A 16,287-nucleotide genomic window follows, 5' to 3' on the forward strand; every position below is an offset into this window, starting at 1 on the left:
ACAGGCCCGTCAGCAGAGCTGGCCGCCGAAGGGATCCGTGACATTCCCGTTGGCGTAGTCGATCCCGCTCAGTTCCTTGTACTGTTCCATCGTGCGCGCGCTGCCGAGGCCAAAGGCGCCGGGCAGGCCGTCGCCGGTCAGCAGCCGGTTCAGGCGCTGCTTGGCGCGTTCGGTCAGGTAGGCCGACTGGAAGGCGCGCCGCGCATCGGTCTCGCCGTGCCAGTGGTGGGTTTCGTAGGGCGTGCCTTTGGTCTTGTACAGGTGGTACACCGGGGTGGTGAGCGGGTGGAAGATGTCCCAGCCGCGCGTGAACGCGCGCACCGCCAGGCTCTGCTCCTCGCCGTGGAAGTACAGGTAGGGATCGTAGGGCACTTCCTCGACAAAGGCGCCGGCCGCGAACAGGAAGCCGGCCGACACGTGGCAGCCCATCACCGGTTCGCTGGTGAACAGGTGGCGCGCCATGAAGCGCAGCACGGCGTCGCCGGGCGTCGGGTTCTTTTCCGGATGCGGGCGCAGTACCAGCGCGGTGCGGCCCTCGCTCGGGGTGTACTGCGGCACGCCGTCGACCATGTCGAAGCGGTAGGGATAGGTGCTGACGATCGGCTTGGCCGAGCGCTCGCGCAGTTTGGCGTGCAGGCTGCGCAGCTGCTCGTCCCAGCCCGGTTCGAACAGCGTGTGCGAGTCGACCTGCAGCAGGAAGGCTTCGCCGTCGTACAGCGAAAAGGCGGTGCTGCGCGCCCAGCTCACGCCGAGCGTGTCCTGCGGATGCAGGTGCACGTAGCGCACCTGGCGCGCGAAGGGCAGGGCGGCGATCGCGGCGCGCTGGTCCTCGACGTGCTGGTCGACCACGCCCAGCGACAGCAGCTCCGGACGGCTGGCCTTGGCCACCGCATCGTTCAAGGTGAAGAACAGCATCGGGTCGAGGTAGGACGCGATGCTGATGAAGATGGTCGGTACAGCAGTCGGAGTCAAGAGGCACATCCTTTGGGTATGTTGCCGTCGGCCTTGAGTGCGCGTTGCACGGCTGATGCGGGAAGGTTCATCAGCAGCCGCACCAGTTCCGGCTGGCGGTTGGTCGCGGTTTTCTGGTAGATCGACACCAGCTGCTTGCGTACCGTGTCGTACTGGACGCCAAGTGTATCGGCGATGCTTTTGAGTGGCAGGCCGTCGGACAGCAAAGAGGCAATGCGGCATTCCGCGTGCGACAGGCCGAAGGCGGCCGCGAGCAGGTCCGAATCGATTTCCTGGGCCGAGCTGGGATGATAGAAGAACAGCATCACCAGCGGACGCAGGCCGAAGCTCCCCATGGTGTGCTCCGGTACCAGCATGGTGAAGAAGCCGTACAGGACGTCGGGCGCCTCCCCCGGCCCACTGCTCATGTGCAGCGAGCGGAAGGGCTTGCCAGCGTCGATGCCGGCGCCGGCACGTACCTGGTGTTCCAATTCCGAGCACTGATCGAGGAAGGCGCGGCGATAGGCCTGCGGCAGCACCAGGCGCTTGTCGGCCACCTGTACCAGACTGGTCGAGTCGAGCAGGCAGCGCGCCGCTTCATTGGCCAGCACCACTTCGCCGTTGGGCGTGAGCAGCATCACCGGCTGGCGCAGCTTGTCGACCAGCGCGTGTCCAACCAGGGCCTGGGCCGAGTACACGAACTGCGCCAGTCCCATGCGGACTGCCCGCTGCAGGTGCGGACGCAGGCGGTCGAGGAAGGCCAGCGCCGCGGGCGGCATCGGACCATCTGCTGGACGGCGCAGGCAGGCCAGCAGGACGGTCGCTTCACCGTTCTCGACCAGCTTGCAGGCCGTCAGGTAACGCGCGCCGTGCGGGATCAGGAACTCCTGGTAGAACGGGTCCTGGGCGACGAAGGCCTCGTCGAAATGCTCGTGGCAGTGCAGCCAGTCGTCCGCCCATTGGGTACGCATCAGTTCGACGCGCGGATCGATGAACTGGTACTTCTGGATGTACTCGAGGTCGATCTGCGGGGCCATGTCGGCGCCGTCGCTGTACGACAGCGCGCCATGCCTGGCGTCGAAGGCCAGCAGGTGAACCGCACGTCCGCCGACCGCCTCGTGGATGCCTTCCAGTACGGCGCGCCAGCCGTCCCGGTTTTCCAGGGTATCGTAGACGAGGTTGACGACGTGCTCGAAGCGCGCCTGGGACTGTTCCAAAATTTACTCCAATCAATAACTCCCATGCATCGTAACTGATGCCGGAAAGCATTGGAACTGCCGGTTGCTCATCTGCCACGACAATTTTTCAATGTGGCATTCGTCCAGGCTTCAGGGGGCGCTGGATGGCGGCGAGCTCAGGAGGACCGTCCTGACCATGCCTCCAGCGGCCGGCGTCAGCTGGTACAGGCGGTCGTATTCATCGTCGCCGATGTCGGCGCCGGGCGCGCCGCCGAACAGGCGCACCAGTTCCGGCAGGGTGTTCGAGTGGCCCACCACCAGTACCGGGCCGGCCAGGGCCTTCACCTTCTCGACCAGCGCCTTGGGCGCGCGCGGATCATACAGCTGCACCTCGATCCCGCTGCGCTGGGCGAGCGGCTGGGCGGTCTGGCGCGTGCGCTGGGTCGGCGTGCTGAACACCTGGGTAATGCCCACCTTCGACAGGATGGTGGCGATCGCCTGTGCCCGTCCCTGGCCTTGCGGGGTCAGCTCCGGGTCCTGGCCCACGGCCGCCTTTTCACCATGGCGCACGAGGTAGACCGCGCTCGGTTCGGCCAGCGCAGCGGCGGGCGCGAGCATGGCGAAGCTGAGCGACAGGCAGTGGAACAGGCGGGTGGACAATCTCATGGAATCCTCTCGGCGTAATGGGTCGTGGACGAATGGGCGCAGGATAGCATGCGCGGCTTTAGGTGGCGCAGGTGCGAAAGCCCGAGAAGATGTCGTCGCGCTCAGGCGGAAAGAAATTGCGGAAGAGCGGGGAGCGCATGCGCGGCGGCGTGGCGAAGGAGGCGCCGCGCAAGGTCTGGCGGCTGCCGAACCAGGGCGCCGAATATTCGCGGTAGCGGTCGGCGCGAAAGCCCGGATGGGGCAGGAAGGGCGACGCCGTCCACTCCCACAATCCGCCCCAGGCGAAGCCGGGCTGTCCCGAGCGTGCCGCCCATTCCCATTCCTGTTCCAGTGGCAGGCGTCGTCCGGCCCAGCGGCAATACGCCTGTGCCTCATGCAGGCTCACGTGGCGCACCGGTTCGGCCGGGTCCAGGGCGGCCCGGCTGCCGAAGCGCACGGTGGCCCAATCCTGGCCGTCGGCTTGCCAGTAGCGTGGCGCTGTGCGTGCTTCGCCCCGCAGCCAGGCCAGGCCCTCATCGCTCCAGAATTCGGGCCGGGCGTAGCCGCCGGCACGCACGAAGGCCAGGTAAGCCGCATTCGTCACCAGGCCGGCATCGATGGCGAAAGCGGCGACGCGGCAGGGGAGCGCCGGCCCTTCGTTGTCGAACGCGAAACCGGGCTGTCCTTCCCCGAGCAGGAAATTGCCGCCTTCGAAAGCGAGCTCGCCGGACGGCAAGGCGACGGCCGTCGGCGCCGGCGCGGGCGTGGGCGCCGTCACGCCCAGGGTCTGCATGGTGTAGAGCAGGGCTTCGCCATGCATGTCCTCGTGCGCCAGCACCAGGCGGTAGGGATAGAGCGCGGCATCGTCGCCGGACACCCGCGCCAGACGTTCGCGGCTTTGGTCCAGCACGTCGCGGCAATAGGCCTTGAGTGCATCCGGCGAGGGCAGGTCGAGGGTCCAGCGGGCGGCATGGGCCACCGTGTTCGAATCGAACCAGCCGTCGCCTTGCGGCAGCATGGAAGCGCCGTACGCCTCGTCCGGAGCGCTACCCCAGGCTTCACGCAACACATACCATTCGGCAAACCAGGCGGTATGGCCGAGTTCCCACAGCGGTGGATTCAGGACGGGGAGCCGGGGCACGCGCGCCATTTCGCCGTAGCCGGCGGCGGCAAGCGCATCGAACAGGGCCAGCGTCCGGCGCCGCGCATCCTGCAAGGCGGCATCCAGCCCAGGCGGGTCCATGGTGCGGAACGAAGCGTCAGTATGGATCATGCAGGCATTGTACGAGCAATGCCTGCGCCGTTCCGAGGAAGACGGCTCAGAGCTGCGTCAGCGAGATCGTGTTCGCCGCCGGCGTCGAGCACGGCTCTTCGTCGAAGGCGATGTCGCCCAGCGGATTCGGCAGGCCGTCGGTCTTCAGGTCGACGAAGCCGAACAGGTTGCGGTCCTGCAGGTGCGAAGGTACCACGGTGCTCAGGGACGAGAACACGTTTTCGACGCGGCCCGGATGCTTCTTTTCCCAGTCGCGCAGCATGGCCTTGATCTGCTTGCGCTGCAGGTTTTCCTGCGAGCCGCACAGGTCGCAGGGGATGATCGGGAAGCCTTTGACTTCCGCATAGCGCTCGGTGTCGGCTTCCTTCACGTAGGCCAGCGGGCGGATCACCATGTGCTTGCCGTCGTCCGAGACCAGCTTGGCCGGCATGCCTTTCAGCTTCCCGCCGAAGAACATGTTCAGGAAGAAGGTTTCGAGGATGTCGTCGCGGTGGTGGCCCAGCGCGATCTTGTTGCAGCCGAGCTCATCCGCCACGCGGTAGAGGATGCCGCGCCGCAGCCTGGAACAGAGCGAGCAGGTGGTCTTGCCTTCCGGGATCAGGCGCTTGACGATGCTGTAAGTGTCCTGGTTCTCGATGTGGAAGGGGATGCCCAGCTTCTCCAGGTACGCCGGCAGGATGTCGGCCGGGAAGTTCGGCTGCTTCTGGTCGAGGTTGACCGCGACGATGTCGAAATGGATCGGGGCGCGCTCGCGCAGGGTCATCAGGATGTCCAGCAGGGCATAGCTGTCCTTGCCGCCCGACAGGCAGACCATCACCTTGTCGCCGTCCTCGATCATGTTGAAGTCGCCGATCGCCTGGCCCACCAGGCGGCACAGGCGCTTGTGCAGCTTGTTGTCCTCGTACGCGACTTTCTCCGCCTTCTTGGCGGCGTCCGCGTTCAATTGATCGAAATCCGCTTCGCTCATGCTTCTTCCTTCACCTGGAACACTTCCACGCCCACGCCCTCGCAATCCGGGTAGACGTCCGGCTTCATGGTCGACACGCGCGCGGCGCGCACGCGCGGGTGGGTCAGCATCGCCTTGACCACGTCGTCGCACAGGGTTTCCTGCAGGTGGATGTGGCCCTTGGAGATGCGCTTGGCGATGGTCTCGCGCATGAAGTCGTAGTCGACCACTTCCGACAGCTGGTCGGCCTTGGGGGTCGATTGCTCGAGCGGGATGAACAGGTCGACGTTGATCAGGACACGCTGTTCCGCCCGCTTTTCGAAATCGTGCACGCCGATGTTGATCATCACTTCGTAATTGCGCAGGAACAGCCGGCGGCAGTTGCGCAAGCTCGGGTGGGACAGGGCGGATAACATGGGGAAAGCCTTATGAATGGTTATGTGGTTCAGTCAGGAACATCACGTCGCGGCTTGACGGCGCCAGGTGCTGGCCGCCGTCCACCAGCAGGGTGGTGCCGGTCAGGGCGCGCGCACCGGCGGCATACACCACCGCGTCCGCGATGTCCTGCGGGGTCGAGGAACGGCCCAGCGGCGTCATGCGGTGCGCCTGCGCGAAGCCTTCCTCGCTCTGCTCGCCCGACACCATCGTGATGCCGGGCGCCACGCCGACCACGCGCACCGTGGGCGCCAGCGCCTGGGCCAGCATCGTGGTCGCCGCGTGCAGCGCCGCCTTCGACAGCGTGTACGACAGAAAATCCGGGTTGAGATTGTACAGTTTCTGGTCCAGCAGGTTGACCACGACCGACTGGGCACCCAGGGGCGTCGCAGCATGCAAGGCTTGCGCCAGCAGCAGCGGCGCCGTCACGTTGGCGCCCATGTGGGTGGCGAGCAGGGCCGGAGAAAACGTGGTGGCACTGTCGTATTCAAACAACGATGCATTGTTGACCACACAATTGATCAGGCCCAGTTCCGCTGCCACGCGGCCGGGCAGGGCGCGCACCGCCTCTTCATCCAGCAGGTCGCAGGCGAACAAGGCGGCGCGCCGGCCGAGGGCGCGAATGGCGTCCACCGTCTCTTGCGCCTCGCGTTCGGAATGGCGGTAATGCACGGCGACGTCCCAGCCGGCGGCGGCCAGGCCGAGCGCGATCGCGCGTCCCAGGCGGCGGCCGGCGCCGGTCACGAGGGCGAGCTTCGGGGCAATGTGGGCGGATTCCGTCATTGTTCAAATGCGTGTGCTGGGGTTGATGTGTACCGGTGCCATGCCGTTTCGCTACAATGCCGGCATGTCCCTGCCTCTACCCGCTCCCGACGCGCTTGCTGCGTCCCAATCCCTGCAACACCTGATCGCCGCCGAGATCGAACAGCTCGGTGGGGCGATGGCATTTTCACGCTTCATGGAACTGGCGCTGTATGCGCCCAGGCTCGGGTATTACAGCGGCGGCGCGTCCAAGCTGGGCGCGAGCGGCGATTTCACGACCGCGCCCGAGATCTCGCCCCTGTTCGGGGCCGCAGTGGCGCGCGCGGCAGCCGCTATTATCGCCCAAAGCGCGCCCGAGATCATCGAATTCGGCGCCGGCACCGGCAAGCTGGCGCGCGACGTCATCACCGCCCTTGGCGGGATGGGCGTGCAGCTGCGCTCGTACACCATCATCGAACTGTCGGGCGAGCTGCGCGCGCGCCAGCAGGCAGCGCTGAACGATTTGCCGCAGGTGCGCTGGCTGGACGGCATGCCGGATGCCTTCAGCGGCGTGGTGCTGGCCAACGAGGTGCTGGATGCGATGCCGGTCGAGCTGGTAATCCGCAAGGAGGGCCGCTGGCAGCGCCAGATGGTCACCGTGGAAAACGGAGAATTCGCCTTCGTGCAGGGCGCACTCTCGGACGCGCTTGCGGCGCAGGTGGCGCGCCAGATCCCCGAGGCCGAGTACTTGCCGGACGGCTATGTTACCGAGATCCACCCGGTGGCCGAAGGCTTCATGGCCTCGCTGGCCGCCATGATGAAGGGCGGGCGCGGCGCCGCCTTCCTGTTCGACTACGGCTTCCCGGCCCGCGAGTACTATCTCGACCAGCGCATGGGTGGCACCCTGATGTGTCACTACCGCCACCATTCCCACCCGGATCCGTTTTATCTGCCGGGCCTGCAGGACATCACCGCCCACGTCGACTTCACCGCGATGGCGCTGGCGGCGCAGGAAGCCGGCCTGCCGGTGCTGGCCTACATGAACCAGGCTTCCTTCCTGCTGGGCTGCGGCATCGGCGAACTGCTGATGGAAAGCGACCCGGCGGACGCCCTGCGCTTCCTGCCGCAATCGAAGGCGGTGCAGAAGCTGGTGTCGCCGGCCGAGATGGGCGAGCTGTTCAAGGTGCTGGTGGTGGGGCAGGACGTCGACTTGCCGGACGCAATCGTGCGGGCCGACCGGACGCACCGCCTGTAGAATTTTTGACATCTTGCGTTCTGGACACAAATCCGGCTAAGCTGTACAACCCGGAGCGACCGCAGATCGACGACGGCAACCGCGCGCATCCCCTGAGACCATGGCCAAGATCCATACCCACTATGACAACCTGAAGGTCGCGCGCGGCGCGCCGGCCGAAGTCATTCGTGCGGCGTACAAGGCCCTCAGCCAGAAATACCATCCCGACAAGAACCCGGGCGACGAAAAAGCCGCCCGCATCATGGCGATCGTCAACACCGCCTACAACACCCTGTCCGACCCGGTGCGCCGCAAGGAGCACGACGAATGGATCGCGTCGGAGGAGTGGGAAGTGGAGTGGCTGGAAAGCACCGGCGCCGACGAGACGCCGGGACGGCCGGCGCGTCCCGATGCCTGGGAGCCGCGCGTCCCCGAGACCCATGCGCGCCCGCGTCCGGCCCTGATGCGCGACGCGCGCTGGTGGCTGGGCCTGGCGACCTGCTTCGTGGCCGGCGCGGCCGCCGCCGTGTTCCTGGTGGAGCCGGCGCGCGGCAAGCTGCCGGCGGCGCTGGCCTGGGCCGGCAAGCCGGACCCTGCCCCCAGCACGCCCGCGGCCGACCGTCCCGATGAACTCGGCACCGATGCCAGTACCGAAGGCTGGGCGCGCCGTTTCGGCGGCGAAGGATCGGCGCCGCCGCCCGAGATCAAGGCGCTCGCCGTGACCCAGCTGGTGGTGCCGGCGCGCGCTCCCGATTGCGGCACCGACCTGCAGACCCTGAGCGCCCCCAGCGGCGACCCGTGGCCGGCCGAGTCCGGCTACTTGCCGGGCTACCCGGTCGGCAACAGCGGCAGCGAGATGCAGGTCATGATCGACAACAGCGCCAATCCCTCGCCGGTCTTCGTCAAGCTGTACGACCTCGACCGCCGCTCGAACGTGCGCCACGCCTATGTACAGCCGCGTGCCACTTTCCTGATCGACAAGCTGAGTGCCGGCAAGTACGAAGTCCGTTACCAGAACATCATCGTCAGCGACGGCAAGTCCGAATGCCTGAACGGCCGCCGCGTCCCCTTGCGCCAGGCCGCCGCCTTCGCCCCCGGCGGTTAATTTGTGGTTTTTTCCGCGGAACAACTCAGGATTGCGCTGCGTCTTTACCCGATTTAAGTAATTTGTTCCCTCGCCGTAATATACTGGACTGATGCAGCCAGCCCATGCAGCGGCTGCGCCATGCCCTACGCAGGCTTACGGACCCATGAACGAACTGGAAGGCCTCACGGCCCTGATCATCGAGCCCCATGCGGGCATGCGCGCCAATATCCACAGCATGCTCACCATGTGTGGCCTGACGCGTATCGAGCACGCCAGTTCGTCCAACCTGGCGGTCAAGCACCTCGGCTTGCGGAGCTTCGACATGATTCTCTGCGAATACGACCTCGAAGGCGGCCAGGACGGCCAGCAGCTGCTCGAGGACGTGCGCCACCACAAGCTGATGCCGCTGTCGACCATGTTCTTCATGGTCACCGCCGAAGGCAACCACAGCAAGGTGGTCAGCGCCGCCGAGCTGGCGCCGACCGACTACATCCTCAAGCCCTTCACCGCCGACCGCCTGCTCGACCGCATCGCGCGCGCCCTCGACCGGCGCGGCGCCTTCCTGCCGGTCTACACCCTGATGGAAGCGGGCGACCAGCGCGAGGCGATCGAGGCCTGCATCGAAGGCGAGGGCCTGCACCCGCGCTATGCGATCGACTTCATGCGCCTGCGCGCCGAGCTGCACGTCTTCCTGGGCGAGCCGGACCAGGCCGAGCCGATCTACCGCAAGCTGATCGACATGAAGGCGATCGCCTGGGCCCGCCTGGGCCTGGCCAGGACCCTGTTCCTGCGCCGCCAGTTCGACGAAGCCAAGGGCATCCTGGAAGAGCTGGTCGACAGCAACCGCAATTTCGTCGACGCCTACGACTGGCTGGCGCGCACCCATGCGGCGGTGGGCGACCTGGCCAAGTCGCAGGCGGTCCTGAGCGACGCGGTGGCGGTGTCGCCGCATGCCGTGCGGCGCCTGCGCACCCTGGGCGAGACCGCCTTCGAGGCCGGCGATACCGAAGCCGCCGAGAAGGCGCTCAAGCAGGTGGTCGCCAAGGCCAAGTATTCCGAATTCCGCGACCCCGAAGACCACGTCAAGCTGGTGCGCACCCTGGTCAAGAAGGGCGATCCGGTGGCCGCCGCCTCGGTCATCCGCGACCTCGACCGCTCGATGGGCGGGCGCCAGGGGACGGCACTGTGCAGCGCGATTTCCTCGGCCCTGCTGCACGAATACACCGGCAACGAAACCCGCCTGAACGAGTCGCTGAACACGGCGCTGGCGGCCTGCGCCGACGTGCCGGCGCTCTCCAGCGATCTCAAGCTGGAGCTGGCGCGCACCTGCCTGGAAAACAATATGGAAGAGGGCGGCGCCGAGCTGGTGCGCGACGTCATGCGCAATGCCTCGAACGACGCCGCCATGCTGCGCGCGATGGGCGTGCTGGAAGGCGCGGGTTTCCCCGACCTGGCCCGCACCCTGGCCCAGGAGAGCCGCCAGCACGTGGTCGACCTGGTGGCCGACGGCGCCGCGCGCGCCCGCAGCGGCGACTACAAGGGCGCAGTCAGCATGATGCAGGAAGCCGCGGGCAAACTGCCGAACAACCCCTCGGTGGCCTTCAATGCCGCGCTGGCGACCCTGCGCTGCCTCGAGCACGATGGCTGGGACGACAAGCTCGGCCAGCAGGCGGTCGGCCTGATCGGCAGCGTGCGCAAGCTCGACCCGGGCAATCCGAAGCTGGGCGCGCTGTCGGCGCTGCACCACCAGGTACTCAAGAAATACGAGCGCAATGCGCAGGGACGCCCGGCCAAGCCGGCTCCCAAGGCCGCACCCGTCGGGAAAGCGGCATAGGAAAGATGAGCTGCAATGTCTGATTCCATTCCGCCGGAAGGCGCGACCCGGCGCGTGCGCGCCGCCCTGATGCACAAGGTCTGCGGCGACGAAGAGATGTTCGCCCTCGGCGCCTCGATCGCCCGCGTGGTCGAGATGGCCTCCAGCGAGGACCAGGGCACCCACGACCTGGCCTATTACGTGGTCTCGGACCCGGCGCTCACCCAGCGCATCCTGCGCCTGTCGAACACGATCCAGTACCGCACCCCGGGCGGCACGCCGGTGACCACGATCTCGCGCGCGATCTCGCTGCTCGGCTTCGACAACGTCAAGACCACCGCGCTGGCGATGCTGCTGGTCGATGCGCTCGCCAGCTGCGAACATGCCGGCAGCGTGCGGATGGAGCTGGAAGCGGCCCTGTGCGCCAGCCTGGTGGGCCGCGAAATGGCGCGCCACAGCTTTTACCAGGGCGCCGAGGAAGCCGCGATCTGCGCCCTGTTCAAGAACATCGGCCCGCTGCTGGTGGCCAGCCACGAGCACGACCGCTACCGCGAGATCGGCGCCCTGGTCCTCGGCGGCAAGCACACGGTCGGGCAAGCCTCGCAGATGATCCTCGGCTGCAGCTACGACGCGCTGTCGCAGGCGGTGCTGACCGAATGGAAGATCCCGGACGTCATCGTGCGCGCCCAGGCTTCCCTGGCGCCGAGCGCGGTGCGGGTGGCGGCCAACCGCGGCGAGTGGATGCGCCAGGTGGCGGCCTTCGGCCTCGACATGGCGCGCCTGCTGGCGAAGACCCACGAGCCGGCCGGCTCCCCGGAGGCGAACGCCCTGCTGGGCCGCTACGGCGAAGCGCTCGACCTGGACCGCGCCCGCATGGACGAGCTGATGGCCTCGGTACAGGAAGGCATGCGCGGCCTGCTGGAGAGCATGAACATGCAGCCCTCGCCCAAGAGCGAGGCCGAGGACGGCGGCGGCCTGCCCAACGTGCTGATGCTGGCCACGCTCGACGCCGGCGAGGAAGAGCAGGAAGGCACGCACCCGAGCGGCAAGCCGAAGAACGCACGCGACCTGCTGCTGGCGGGCGTGCAGGACGTGACCCAGATGCGCGCCTCCGGCAGCAAGGTCAACGACGTGGTGCTGGCCGTGCTCGAGACCCTGTACGGCGCGCTCGGCTTCCGCTTCGCCACCGTCTGCCTGAAGGATGCGCGCACCGGGCAATACCGGGCGCGCGCGGTGCTGGGCGAGGACAGCGCCCGCCTCCAGGCCGGCTTCGCCTTTCCCCTGGCATCGAGCCGCGACCTGTTCCACCTGGCCATGGAAAACGACGCCGACCTGATGATCTCGGATGCGTCCAGCCCCACGATCCGCGACCTGCTGCCGGAGTGGCACCGCAAGCTGCTGCCGGATGCACGCAGCTTCATCGTGCTGCCGCTGGTGGTGGGCAAGGTGCAGCTTGGGCTGTTCTATGCGGACCGCGCGCTGGCGGCGCCGGAAGGCGTGCCGCCGGATGAAACCGCCCTGATCAAGGCCCTGAAAGGGCAGGTGCTGGCAGCGCTGGCCCCGTAGGAAAACGCTGTTTTTCGCCCGCCCTGTAATTCTCGCAAAATCACCCTTGTGGTTTTGCATCCCGCCCGTTACAATCACGCCCCGAAGCAACGCTGCTATGCGAAGCGGTCAAAGACTGCCGAAACTTAGTTGACAATACGTTGAGCTTGCTTCATACTCTGCGGTTCTTCGCGGTGGGGTGGCCGAGTGGTTAAAGGCAGCAGACTGTAAATCTGCCCTCTCTGAGTACGCTGGTTCGAATCCAGCCCCCACCACCAAAAAGAAGAGTCGTGAAGTGAATTGAAAGAAGTTGTACCTCGCGGGTGTAGCTCAATGGTAGAGCAGAAGCCTTCCAAGCTTACGACGAGGGTCCGATTCCCTTCACCCGCTCCAGTGATTCGCGGTGTGTTTCAACACTGCACAAATAAGCCCTTGTAGCTCAGTGGTAGAGCACTCCCTTGGTAAGGGAGAGGCCACGTGTTCAATCCACGTCAAGGGCACCAGAATTTTGTACGGCAGTCCGTAGCGCTTGTCCGTCAGTCGTGCCTGGTAATTCTCAAAAAAATCGTTAGATCTTAGGAGTCTCAAATGGCAAAAGGTAAATTCGAACGGACCAAGCCGCACGTCAACGTCGGCACCATCGGTCACGTTGACCACGGTAAAACCACCCTGACGGCTGCAATCGCAACTGTCCTGTCGAAGAAGTTCGGCGGCGAAGCCAAGGCCTACGACCAGATCGACGCGGCTCCGGAAGAAAAGGCACGCGGCATCACCATCAACACCGCGCACGTCGAGTACGAAACCGAAAACCGTCACTACGCACACGTTGACTGCCCAGGCCACGCCGACTACATCAAGAACATGATTACCGGTGCCGCGCAGATGGACGGCGCGATCCTGGTGTGCTCGGCCGCTGACGGCCCGATGCCGCAGACCCGCGAGCACATCCTGCTGGCGCGTCAGGTTGGCGTTCCGTACATCATCGTGTTCCTGAACAAGTGCGACCTGGTCGACGACGCAGAACTGCTGGAACTGGTCGAAATGGAAGTCCGCGAGCTCCTCTCGAAGTACGAGTTCCCAGGCGACGACCTGCCAATCATCAAGGGTTCGGCACGTATGGCGCTGGAAGGCCAGCCGGGCGAAATGGGCGAAGACTGCATCATCCGTCTGGCTGAAGCCCTGGACACCTACATCCCGACCCCGGAACGTGCCGTCGACGGCGCCTTCCTGATGCCGGTGGAAGACGTGTTCTCGATCTCGGGCCGCGGTACCGTGGTGACCGGTCGTGTCGAGCGCGGCATCATCAAGGTCGGCGAAGAAATCGAGATCGTCGGTATCATCGACACCGTGAAGACCACCTGCACCGGCGTGGAAATGTTCCGCAAGCTGCTGGACCAGGGTCAAGCTGGCGACAACGTCGGCCTGCTGCTGCGCGGCACCAAGCGTGAAGACGTCCAGCGTGGCCAGGTTCTGGCCAAGCCGGGCTCGATCAAGCCGCACAACCACTTCACCGGTGAGATCTACGTCCTGTCGAAAGACGAAGGCGGCCGTCACACCCCGTTCTTCAACAACTACCGTCCGCAGTTCTACTTCCGTACGACTGACGTGACCGGTTCGATCGAACTGCCGGCAGACAAAGAAATGGTCATGCCAGGCGACAACGTGTCGATCACCGTCAAGCTGATCGCTCCGATCGCGATGGAAGAAGGTCTGCGCTTCGCAATCCGCGAAGGCGGCCGTACCGTCGGCGCCGGCGTGGTTGCCAAGATCCTGGCCTAATAGCCAAGGTAGAGGGAAGCAGGGCAGCGCTTCCCTCGAACGGCATTGTCTGGTACGCGCGTACCATGTATAATGCTGGATTCAGCGAGAAGTTTTCGTAGGGGTGTAGCTCAATTGGCAGAGCGTCGGTCTCCAAAACCGAAGGTCGCGGGTTCGATTCCCTCCGCCCCTGCCACCGAATTCTGGTGCGCAGCACCGAAAGTAAAAAAGAATGTCTAATCAATCCGTGCAAACTGTCAGCACCTCGAATGACAAGTTCAAGGTCGCACTGGCGGTGGTTGCTGTGATTGCAGGCGTCGTCGGGTTCTTCTACCTGACTGGCCAGAACAAACCAGCCTTGGTCGCCGCCGGCGCCCTCTTGGCTGGTTTAGTTTTTGCTGTCCTGCTTTTGTGGACCTCCACCACCGGCCGTGATTTCCTGAGCTTCGCCAAGGAGTCGGTGCGCGAGACCAAGAAAGTTGTTTGGCCGACCCGTCGGGAAGCCACCCAGATCACCGGCATCGTGTTCGCCTTCGTGGTCGTGACGGCGATTTTCCTGTGGGGCACGGATAAGGTTCTTGAATTCCTGTTGTACGACCTGGTCCTGGGGTGGAAAAACTGATGAGCGATAACGTGCAAGACAACGCGCCGGGCCAAGACCCGGCGCAAGACGCTGGTGCGGCTCCCGTGAGTGTCCCGGTCAACAACAAGCGCTGGTACGTCGTCCATGTCTACTCGGGCATGGAAAAGAGCGTGATGCGCGCGCTGACCGAGCGCATCGAGCGCGCCGGCATGCAGCAGCAGTTCGGCCAGATCCTGGTTCCGACCGAGGAAGTCGTCGAAATGCGCAACGGCACCAAGGCCGTCTCCGAGCGTCGTTTCTTCCCGGGCTATGTCCTGGTTGAGATGGAAATGACGGACGAGACCTGGCACCTGGTCAAGAACACGTCCAAGGTCACCGGCTTCATCGGTGGCAAGTCGAACAAGCCGACGCCGATCCCGGCGCGCGAGATCGACAAGATCATGCAGCAAGTCCAGGAAGGCGTCGAAAAGCCGCGTCCCAAGGTGCTGTACGAAGTGGGCGAGCAGGTGCGCATCAAGGAAGGCCCGTTCACCGACTTCAACGGCAACGTCGAGGAAGTCAACTACGAAAAATCGAAGGTGCGTGTGTCTGTCACCATCTTCGGCCGCGCAACTCCGGTGGAACTGGAGTTCGGGCAGGTAGAGAAAGTCTAAAACGCCGTTACGGAGCGTCGCAGCAGCAAGGCGGAATCCGGAAAGAGGAGCCCCGCCGAAGAGTAGTAGCGGTGGGGCGCTACTACTCAATGCCAACTTAGGAGCCAGACATGGCAAAGAAGATTATTGGCTTTATCAAGCTGCAAGTCGCAGCCGGTAAGGCAAACCCATCCCCACCGATCGGCCCGGCACTGGGTCAGCGCGGCCTGAACATCATGGAATTCTGCAAGGCGTTCAACGCCCAGACCCAGGGTTTCGAGCCGGGCATGCCGATCCCTGTCGTGATCACCGCGTTCGCCGACAAGTCCTTCACCTTCGTGATGAAGACCCCACCGGCAACCTACCTGATCAAGAAAGCCGCTGGCATCACCAAAGGTTCGCCGAAGCCACATACCGACAAGGTTGGCACGCTGACCCGTGCCCAGGCTGAAGAAATCGCAAAAACCAAGCAGCCGGACCTGACCGCCGCCGACATGGACGCCGCAGTGCGTATCATCGCCGGCTCGGCACGTTCGATGGGCATCACGGTGGAGGGTGTGTAATGGCTAAGCTGTCCAAGCGCGTCAAAGAAATGAAAGCAAAAGTGGACCGTAACAAGGTCTACGCGTTCGACAACGCTGTGTCGATCATCAAGGAATTCGCAACCGCCAAGTTCAACGAGTCGATCGACGTCGCCGTGCAACTGGGCGTGGATCCGAAGAAGTCGGACCAAGTGGTCCGCGGTTCGGTCGTGCTGCCAGCTGGCACCGGCAAGACCGTGCGCGTCGCTGTCTTCGCATCGGGCGACAAGGCTGAAGCTGCTAAAGCAGCCGGCGCCGACATCGTCGGTATGGAAGACCTGGCAGAGCGCGTGAAGGCCGGCGACATGCCGTTCGACATCGTGATCGCTTCGCCGGACACCATGCGTATTGTCGGTACCCTGGGTCAGATCCTGGGCCCGCGCGGCCTGATGCCGAACCCGAAGGTCGGCACCGTGACTCCGGACGTCGCTACCGCCGTCAAGAACGCCAAAGCCGGTCAGGTCCAGTACCGTACCGACAAGGCTGGTATCGTCCACGCTACCATCGGCCGCAAGTCGTTCTCGGATGAGCAGCTGAAGACCAACCTGGTCGCGCTGATCGATGCCCTGAACAAGGCGAAGCCGGCAACCTCGAAGGGCGTGTACCTGCGCAAGGTCGCCCTGTCGTCGACCATGGGCGCTGGCGTCCGTGTCGATCACGCTTCGATCGCTGCTTAATAAACAGTATTTAGTCCTCGCAGAGTAACGCGAGGCGCATCTTTGGGCTGTCGGGGCAATGTACCGCTCCGGCAGGCAATCAAAGACCGTTGGGCTGAAGGCAGAGGTTGAGCCGGAGGTTAATAAGCCACCCAACGCAGATGGTGTACCCGAACAAGTTTTGTAGTCCACGCTGCGTGAATTCATCCGCGTTAGATTGACTTCTTAA

General features: G+C 64.8%; 16 protein-coding genes and 4 tRNA genes. 13 read left to right on the forward strand and 7 right to left on the reverse strand.

Going from position 1 to position 16,287, the window contains the following annotated elements; genetic code table 11:
* Positions 1-9: 9 nt before the first annotated feature.
* The 7 genes from AC56LK_RS10845 to AC56LK_RS10875 all read right to left on the reverse strand — a co-directional run bounded on the left by AC56LK_RS10845 (position 10) and on the right by AC56LK_RS10875 (position 6,211).
* Positions 10-972: a GlcNAc-transferase family protein gene (locus AC56LK_RS10845; RefSeq protein ID WP_497184557.1), complete on the reverse strand. Its 963-nt coding sequence runs from the start codon at positions 970-972 to the stop codon at positions 10-12.
* On the reverse strand, positions 969-2,168 hold the full coding sequence (locus AC56LK_RS10850) for a helix-turn-helix transcriptional regulator (RefSeq protein ID WP_497184558.1): 1,200 nt from the start codon (positions 2,166-2,168) through the stop codon (positions 969-971). The genes AC56LK_RS10845 and AC56LK_RS10850 overlap by 4 nt, the downstream gene beginning before the upstream one ends.
* A 111-nt stretch (positions 2,169-2,279) precedes the next feature.
* Positions 2,280-2,795: a SixA phosphatase family protein gene (locus tag AC56LK_RS10855; RefSeq protein ID WP_497184559.1), complete on the reverse strand. Its 516-nt coding sequence runs from the start codon at positions 2,793-2,795 to the stop codon at positions 2,280-2,282.
* A 58-nt stretch (positions 2,796-2,853) separates the two neighbouring features.
* Positions 2,854-4,047, reverse strand: a complete 1,194-nt coding sequence (gene senA, locus AC56LK_RS10860; protein WP_497184560.1) for a selenoneine synthase SenA — start codon at positions 4,045-4,047, stop codon at positions 2,854-2,856.
* A gap of 46 nt (positions 4,048-4,093) precedes the next feature.
* Positions 4,094-5,014, reverse strand: a complete 921-nt coding sequence (gene ttcA, locus AC56LK_RS10865) for a tRNA 2-thiocytidine(32) synthetase TtcA (protein ID WP_497184561.1) — start codon at positions 5,012-5,014, stop codon at positions 4,094-4,096.
* Positions 5,011-5,409: a dihydroneopterin aldolase gene (locus AC56LK_RS10870; protein WP_436108505.1), complete on the reverse strand. Its 399-nt coding sequence runs from the start codon at positions 5,407-5,409 to the stop codon at positions 5,011-5,013. The genes ttcA and AC56LK_RS10870 overlap by 4 nt, the downstream gene beginning before the upstream one ends.
* A 10-nt stretch (positions 5,410-5,419) precedes the next feature.
* Positions 5,420-6,211, reverse strand: coding sequence for an SDR family oxidoreductase (locus AC56LK_RS10875; RefSeq protein ID WP_497184562.1), 792 nt, complete (start codon positions 6,209-6,211; stop codon positions 5,420-5,422).
* A 64-nt stretch (positions 6,212-6,275) separates the two neighbouring features.
* On the opposite strand from AC56LK_RS10875, the gene AC56LK_RS10880 reads away from it, so the two are divergent.
* The 13 genes from AC56LK_RS10880 (at position 6,276) to rplA (ending at position 16,079) form a co-directional block, all read left to right on the forward strand.
* Complete coding sequence (locus AC56LK_RS10880; RefSeq protein ID WP_497184563.1) at positions 6,276-7,424, forward strand: class I SAM-dependent methyltransferase; 1,149 nt, start codon at positions 6,276-6,278, stop codon at positions 7,422-7,424.
* Between the two features lie 100 nt (positions 7,425-7,524).
* Complete coding sequence (locus AC56LK_RS10885; RefSeq protein WP_497184564.1) at positions 7,525-8,508, forward strand: J domain-containing protein; 984 nt, start codon at positions 7,525-7,527, stop codon at positions 8,506-8,508.
* A 145-nt stretch (positions 8,509-8,653) separates the two neighbouring features.
* Positions 8,654-10,324 (forward strand): response regulator, encoded by a 1,671-nt coding sequence (locus AC56LK_RS10890; protein ID WP_497184565.1) that lies wholly within the window; start codon positions 8,654-8,656, stop codon positions 10,322-10,324.
* A gap of 15 nt (positions 10,325-10,339) precedes the next feature.
* Positions 10,340-11,869: an HDOD domain-containing protein gene (locus tag AC56LK_RS10895; protein WP_497184566.1), complete on the forward strand. Its 1,530-nt coding sequence runs from the start codon at positions 10,340-10,342 to the stop codon at positions 11,867-11,869.
* Between the two features lie 172 nt (positions 11,870-12,041).
* A tRNA-Tyr gene (locus AC56LK_RS10900) sits at positions 12,042-12,126 on the forward strand.
* Between the two features lie 41 nt (positions 12,127-12,167).
* A tRNA-Gly gene (locus tag AC56LK_RS10905) sits at positions 12,168-12,241 on the forward strand.
* 35 nt (positions 12,242-12,276) lie between these two features.
* Positions 12,277-12,351, forward strand: a tRNA-Thr gene (locus AC56LK_RS10910).
* A gap of 85 nt (positions 12,352-12,436) precedes the next feature.
* Positions 12,437-13,627, forward strand: coding sequence for an elongation factor Tu (gene tuf, locus AC56LK_RS10915; RefSeq protein WP_436107920.1), 1,191 nt, complete (start codon positions 12,437-12,439; stop codon positions 13,625-13,627).
* A 99-nt stretch (positions 13,628-13,726) separates the two neighbouring features.
* Positions 13,727-13,802: transfer RNA gene (locus AC56LK_RS10920), tRNA-Trp, on the forward strand.
* 36 nt (positions 13,803-13,838) lie between these two features.
* The gene (secE, locus tag AC56LK_RS10925) at positions 13,839-14,228 is read left to right on the forward strand and encodes a preprotein translocase subunit SecE (protein ID WP_436108000.1); all 390 of its coding nucleotides are present in this window, start codon (positions 13,839-13,841) and stop codon (positions 14,226-14,228) included.
* Positions 14,228-14,842 carry a transcription termination/antitermination protein NusG gene (gene nusG, locus AC56LK_RS10930; RefSeq protein WP_436107999.1) on the forward strand — a complete coding sequence of 205 codons (615 nt, stop codon included), beginning with the start codon at positions 14,228-14,230 and terminating at the stop codon, positions 14,840-14,842. Before secE ends, nusG begins: the two co-directional genes overlap by 1 nt.
* Before the next feature lie 110 nt (positions 14,843-14,952).
* Positions 14,953-15,384, forward strand: a complete 432-nt coding sequence (gene rplK, locus AC56LK_RS10935; RefSeq protein ID WP_020653552.1) for a 50S ribosomal protein L11 — start codon at positions 14,953-14,955, stop codon at positions 15,382-15,384.
* Complete coding sequence (gene rplA, locus AC56LK_RS10940) at positions 15,384-16,079, forward strand: 50S ribosomal protein L1 (RefSeq protein ID WP_436107998.1); 696 nt, start codon at positions 15,384-15,386, stop codon at positions 16,077-16,079. Before rplK ends, rplA begins: the two co-directional genes overlap by 1 nt.
* Positions 16,080-16,287 lie beyond the last annotated feature (208 nt).

This window comes from Telluria sp. ZB4P36, from assembly GCF_059685865.1.

Excerpts from the sequence above, each read along its gene's own strand:
- AC56LK_RS10855 (WP_497184559.1), bottom strand. The coding sequence starts at position 2,795 with ATGAGATTGTCCACCCGCCTGTTCCACTGCCTGTCGCTCAGCTTCGCC.
- senA (WP_497184560.1), bottom strand. The coding sequence starts at position 4,047 with ATGATCCATACTGACGCTTCGTTCCGCACCATGGACCCGCCTGGGCTG.
- ttcA (WP_497184561.1), bottom strand. The coding sequence starts at position 5,014 with ATGAGCGAAGCGGATTTCGATCAATTGAACGCGGACGCCGCCAAGAAG.
- AC56LK_RS10870 (WP_436108505.1), bottom strand. The coding sequence starts at position 5,409 with ATGTTATCCGCCCTGTCCCACCCGAGCTTGCGCAACTGCCGCCGGCTG.
- AC56LK_RS10875 (WP_497184562.1), bottom strand. The coding sequence starts at position 6,211 with ATGACGGAATCCGCCCACATTGCCCCGAAGCTCGCCCTCGTGACCGGC.
- AC56LK_RS10880 (WP_497184563.1), top strand. The coding sequence starts at position 6,276 with ATGTCCCTGCCTCTACCCGCTCCCGACGCGCTTGCTGCGTCCCAATCC.
- AC56LK_RS10885 (WP_497184564.1), top strand. The coding sequence starts at position 7,525 with ATGGCCAAGATCCATACCCACTATGACAACCTGAAGGTCGCGCGCGGC.
- AC56LK_RS10890 (WP_497184565.1), top strand. The coding sequence starts at position 8,654 with ATGAACGAACTGGAAGGCCTCACGGCCCTGATCATCGAGCCCCATGCG.
- AC56LK_RS10895 (WP_497184566.1), top strand. The coding sequence starts at position 10,340 with ATGTCTGATTCCATTCCGCCGGAAGGCGCGACCCGGCGCGTGCGCGCC.
- tuf (WP_436107920.1), top strand. The coding sequence starts at position 12,437 with ATGGCAAAAGGTAAATTCGAACGGACCAAGCCGCACGTCAACGTCGGC.
- secE (WP_436108000.1), top strand. The coding sequence starts at position 13,839 with ATGTCTAATCAATCCGTGCAAACTGTCAGCACCTCGAATGACAAGTTC.
- nusG (WP_436107999.1), top strand. The coding sequence starts at position 14,228 with ATGAGCGATAACGTGCAAGACAACGCGCCGGGCCAAGACCCGGCGCAA.
- rplK (WP_020653552.1), top strand. The coding sequence starts at position 14,953 with ATGGCAAAGAAGATTATTGGCTTTATCAAGCTGCAAGTCGCAGCCGGT.
- rplA (WP_436107998.1), top strand. The coding sequence starts at position 15,384 with ATGGCTAAGCTGTCCAAGCGCGTCAAAGAAATGAAAGCAAAAGTGGAC.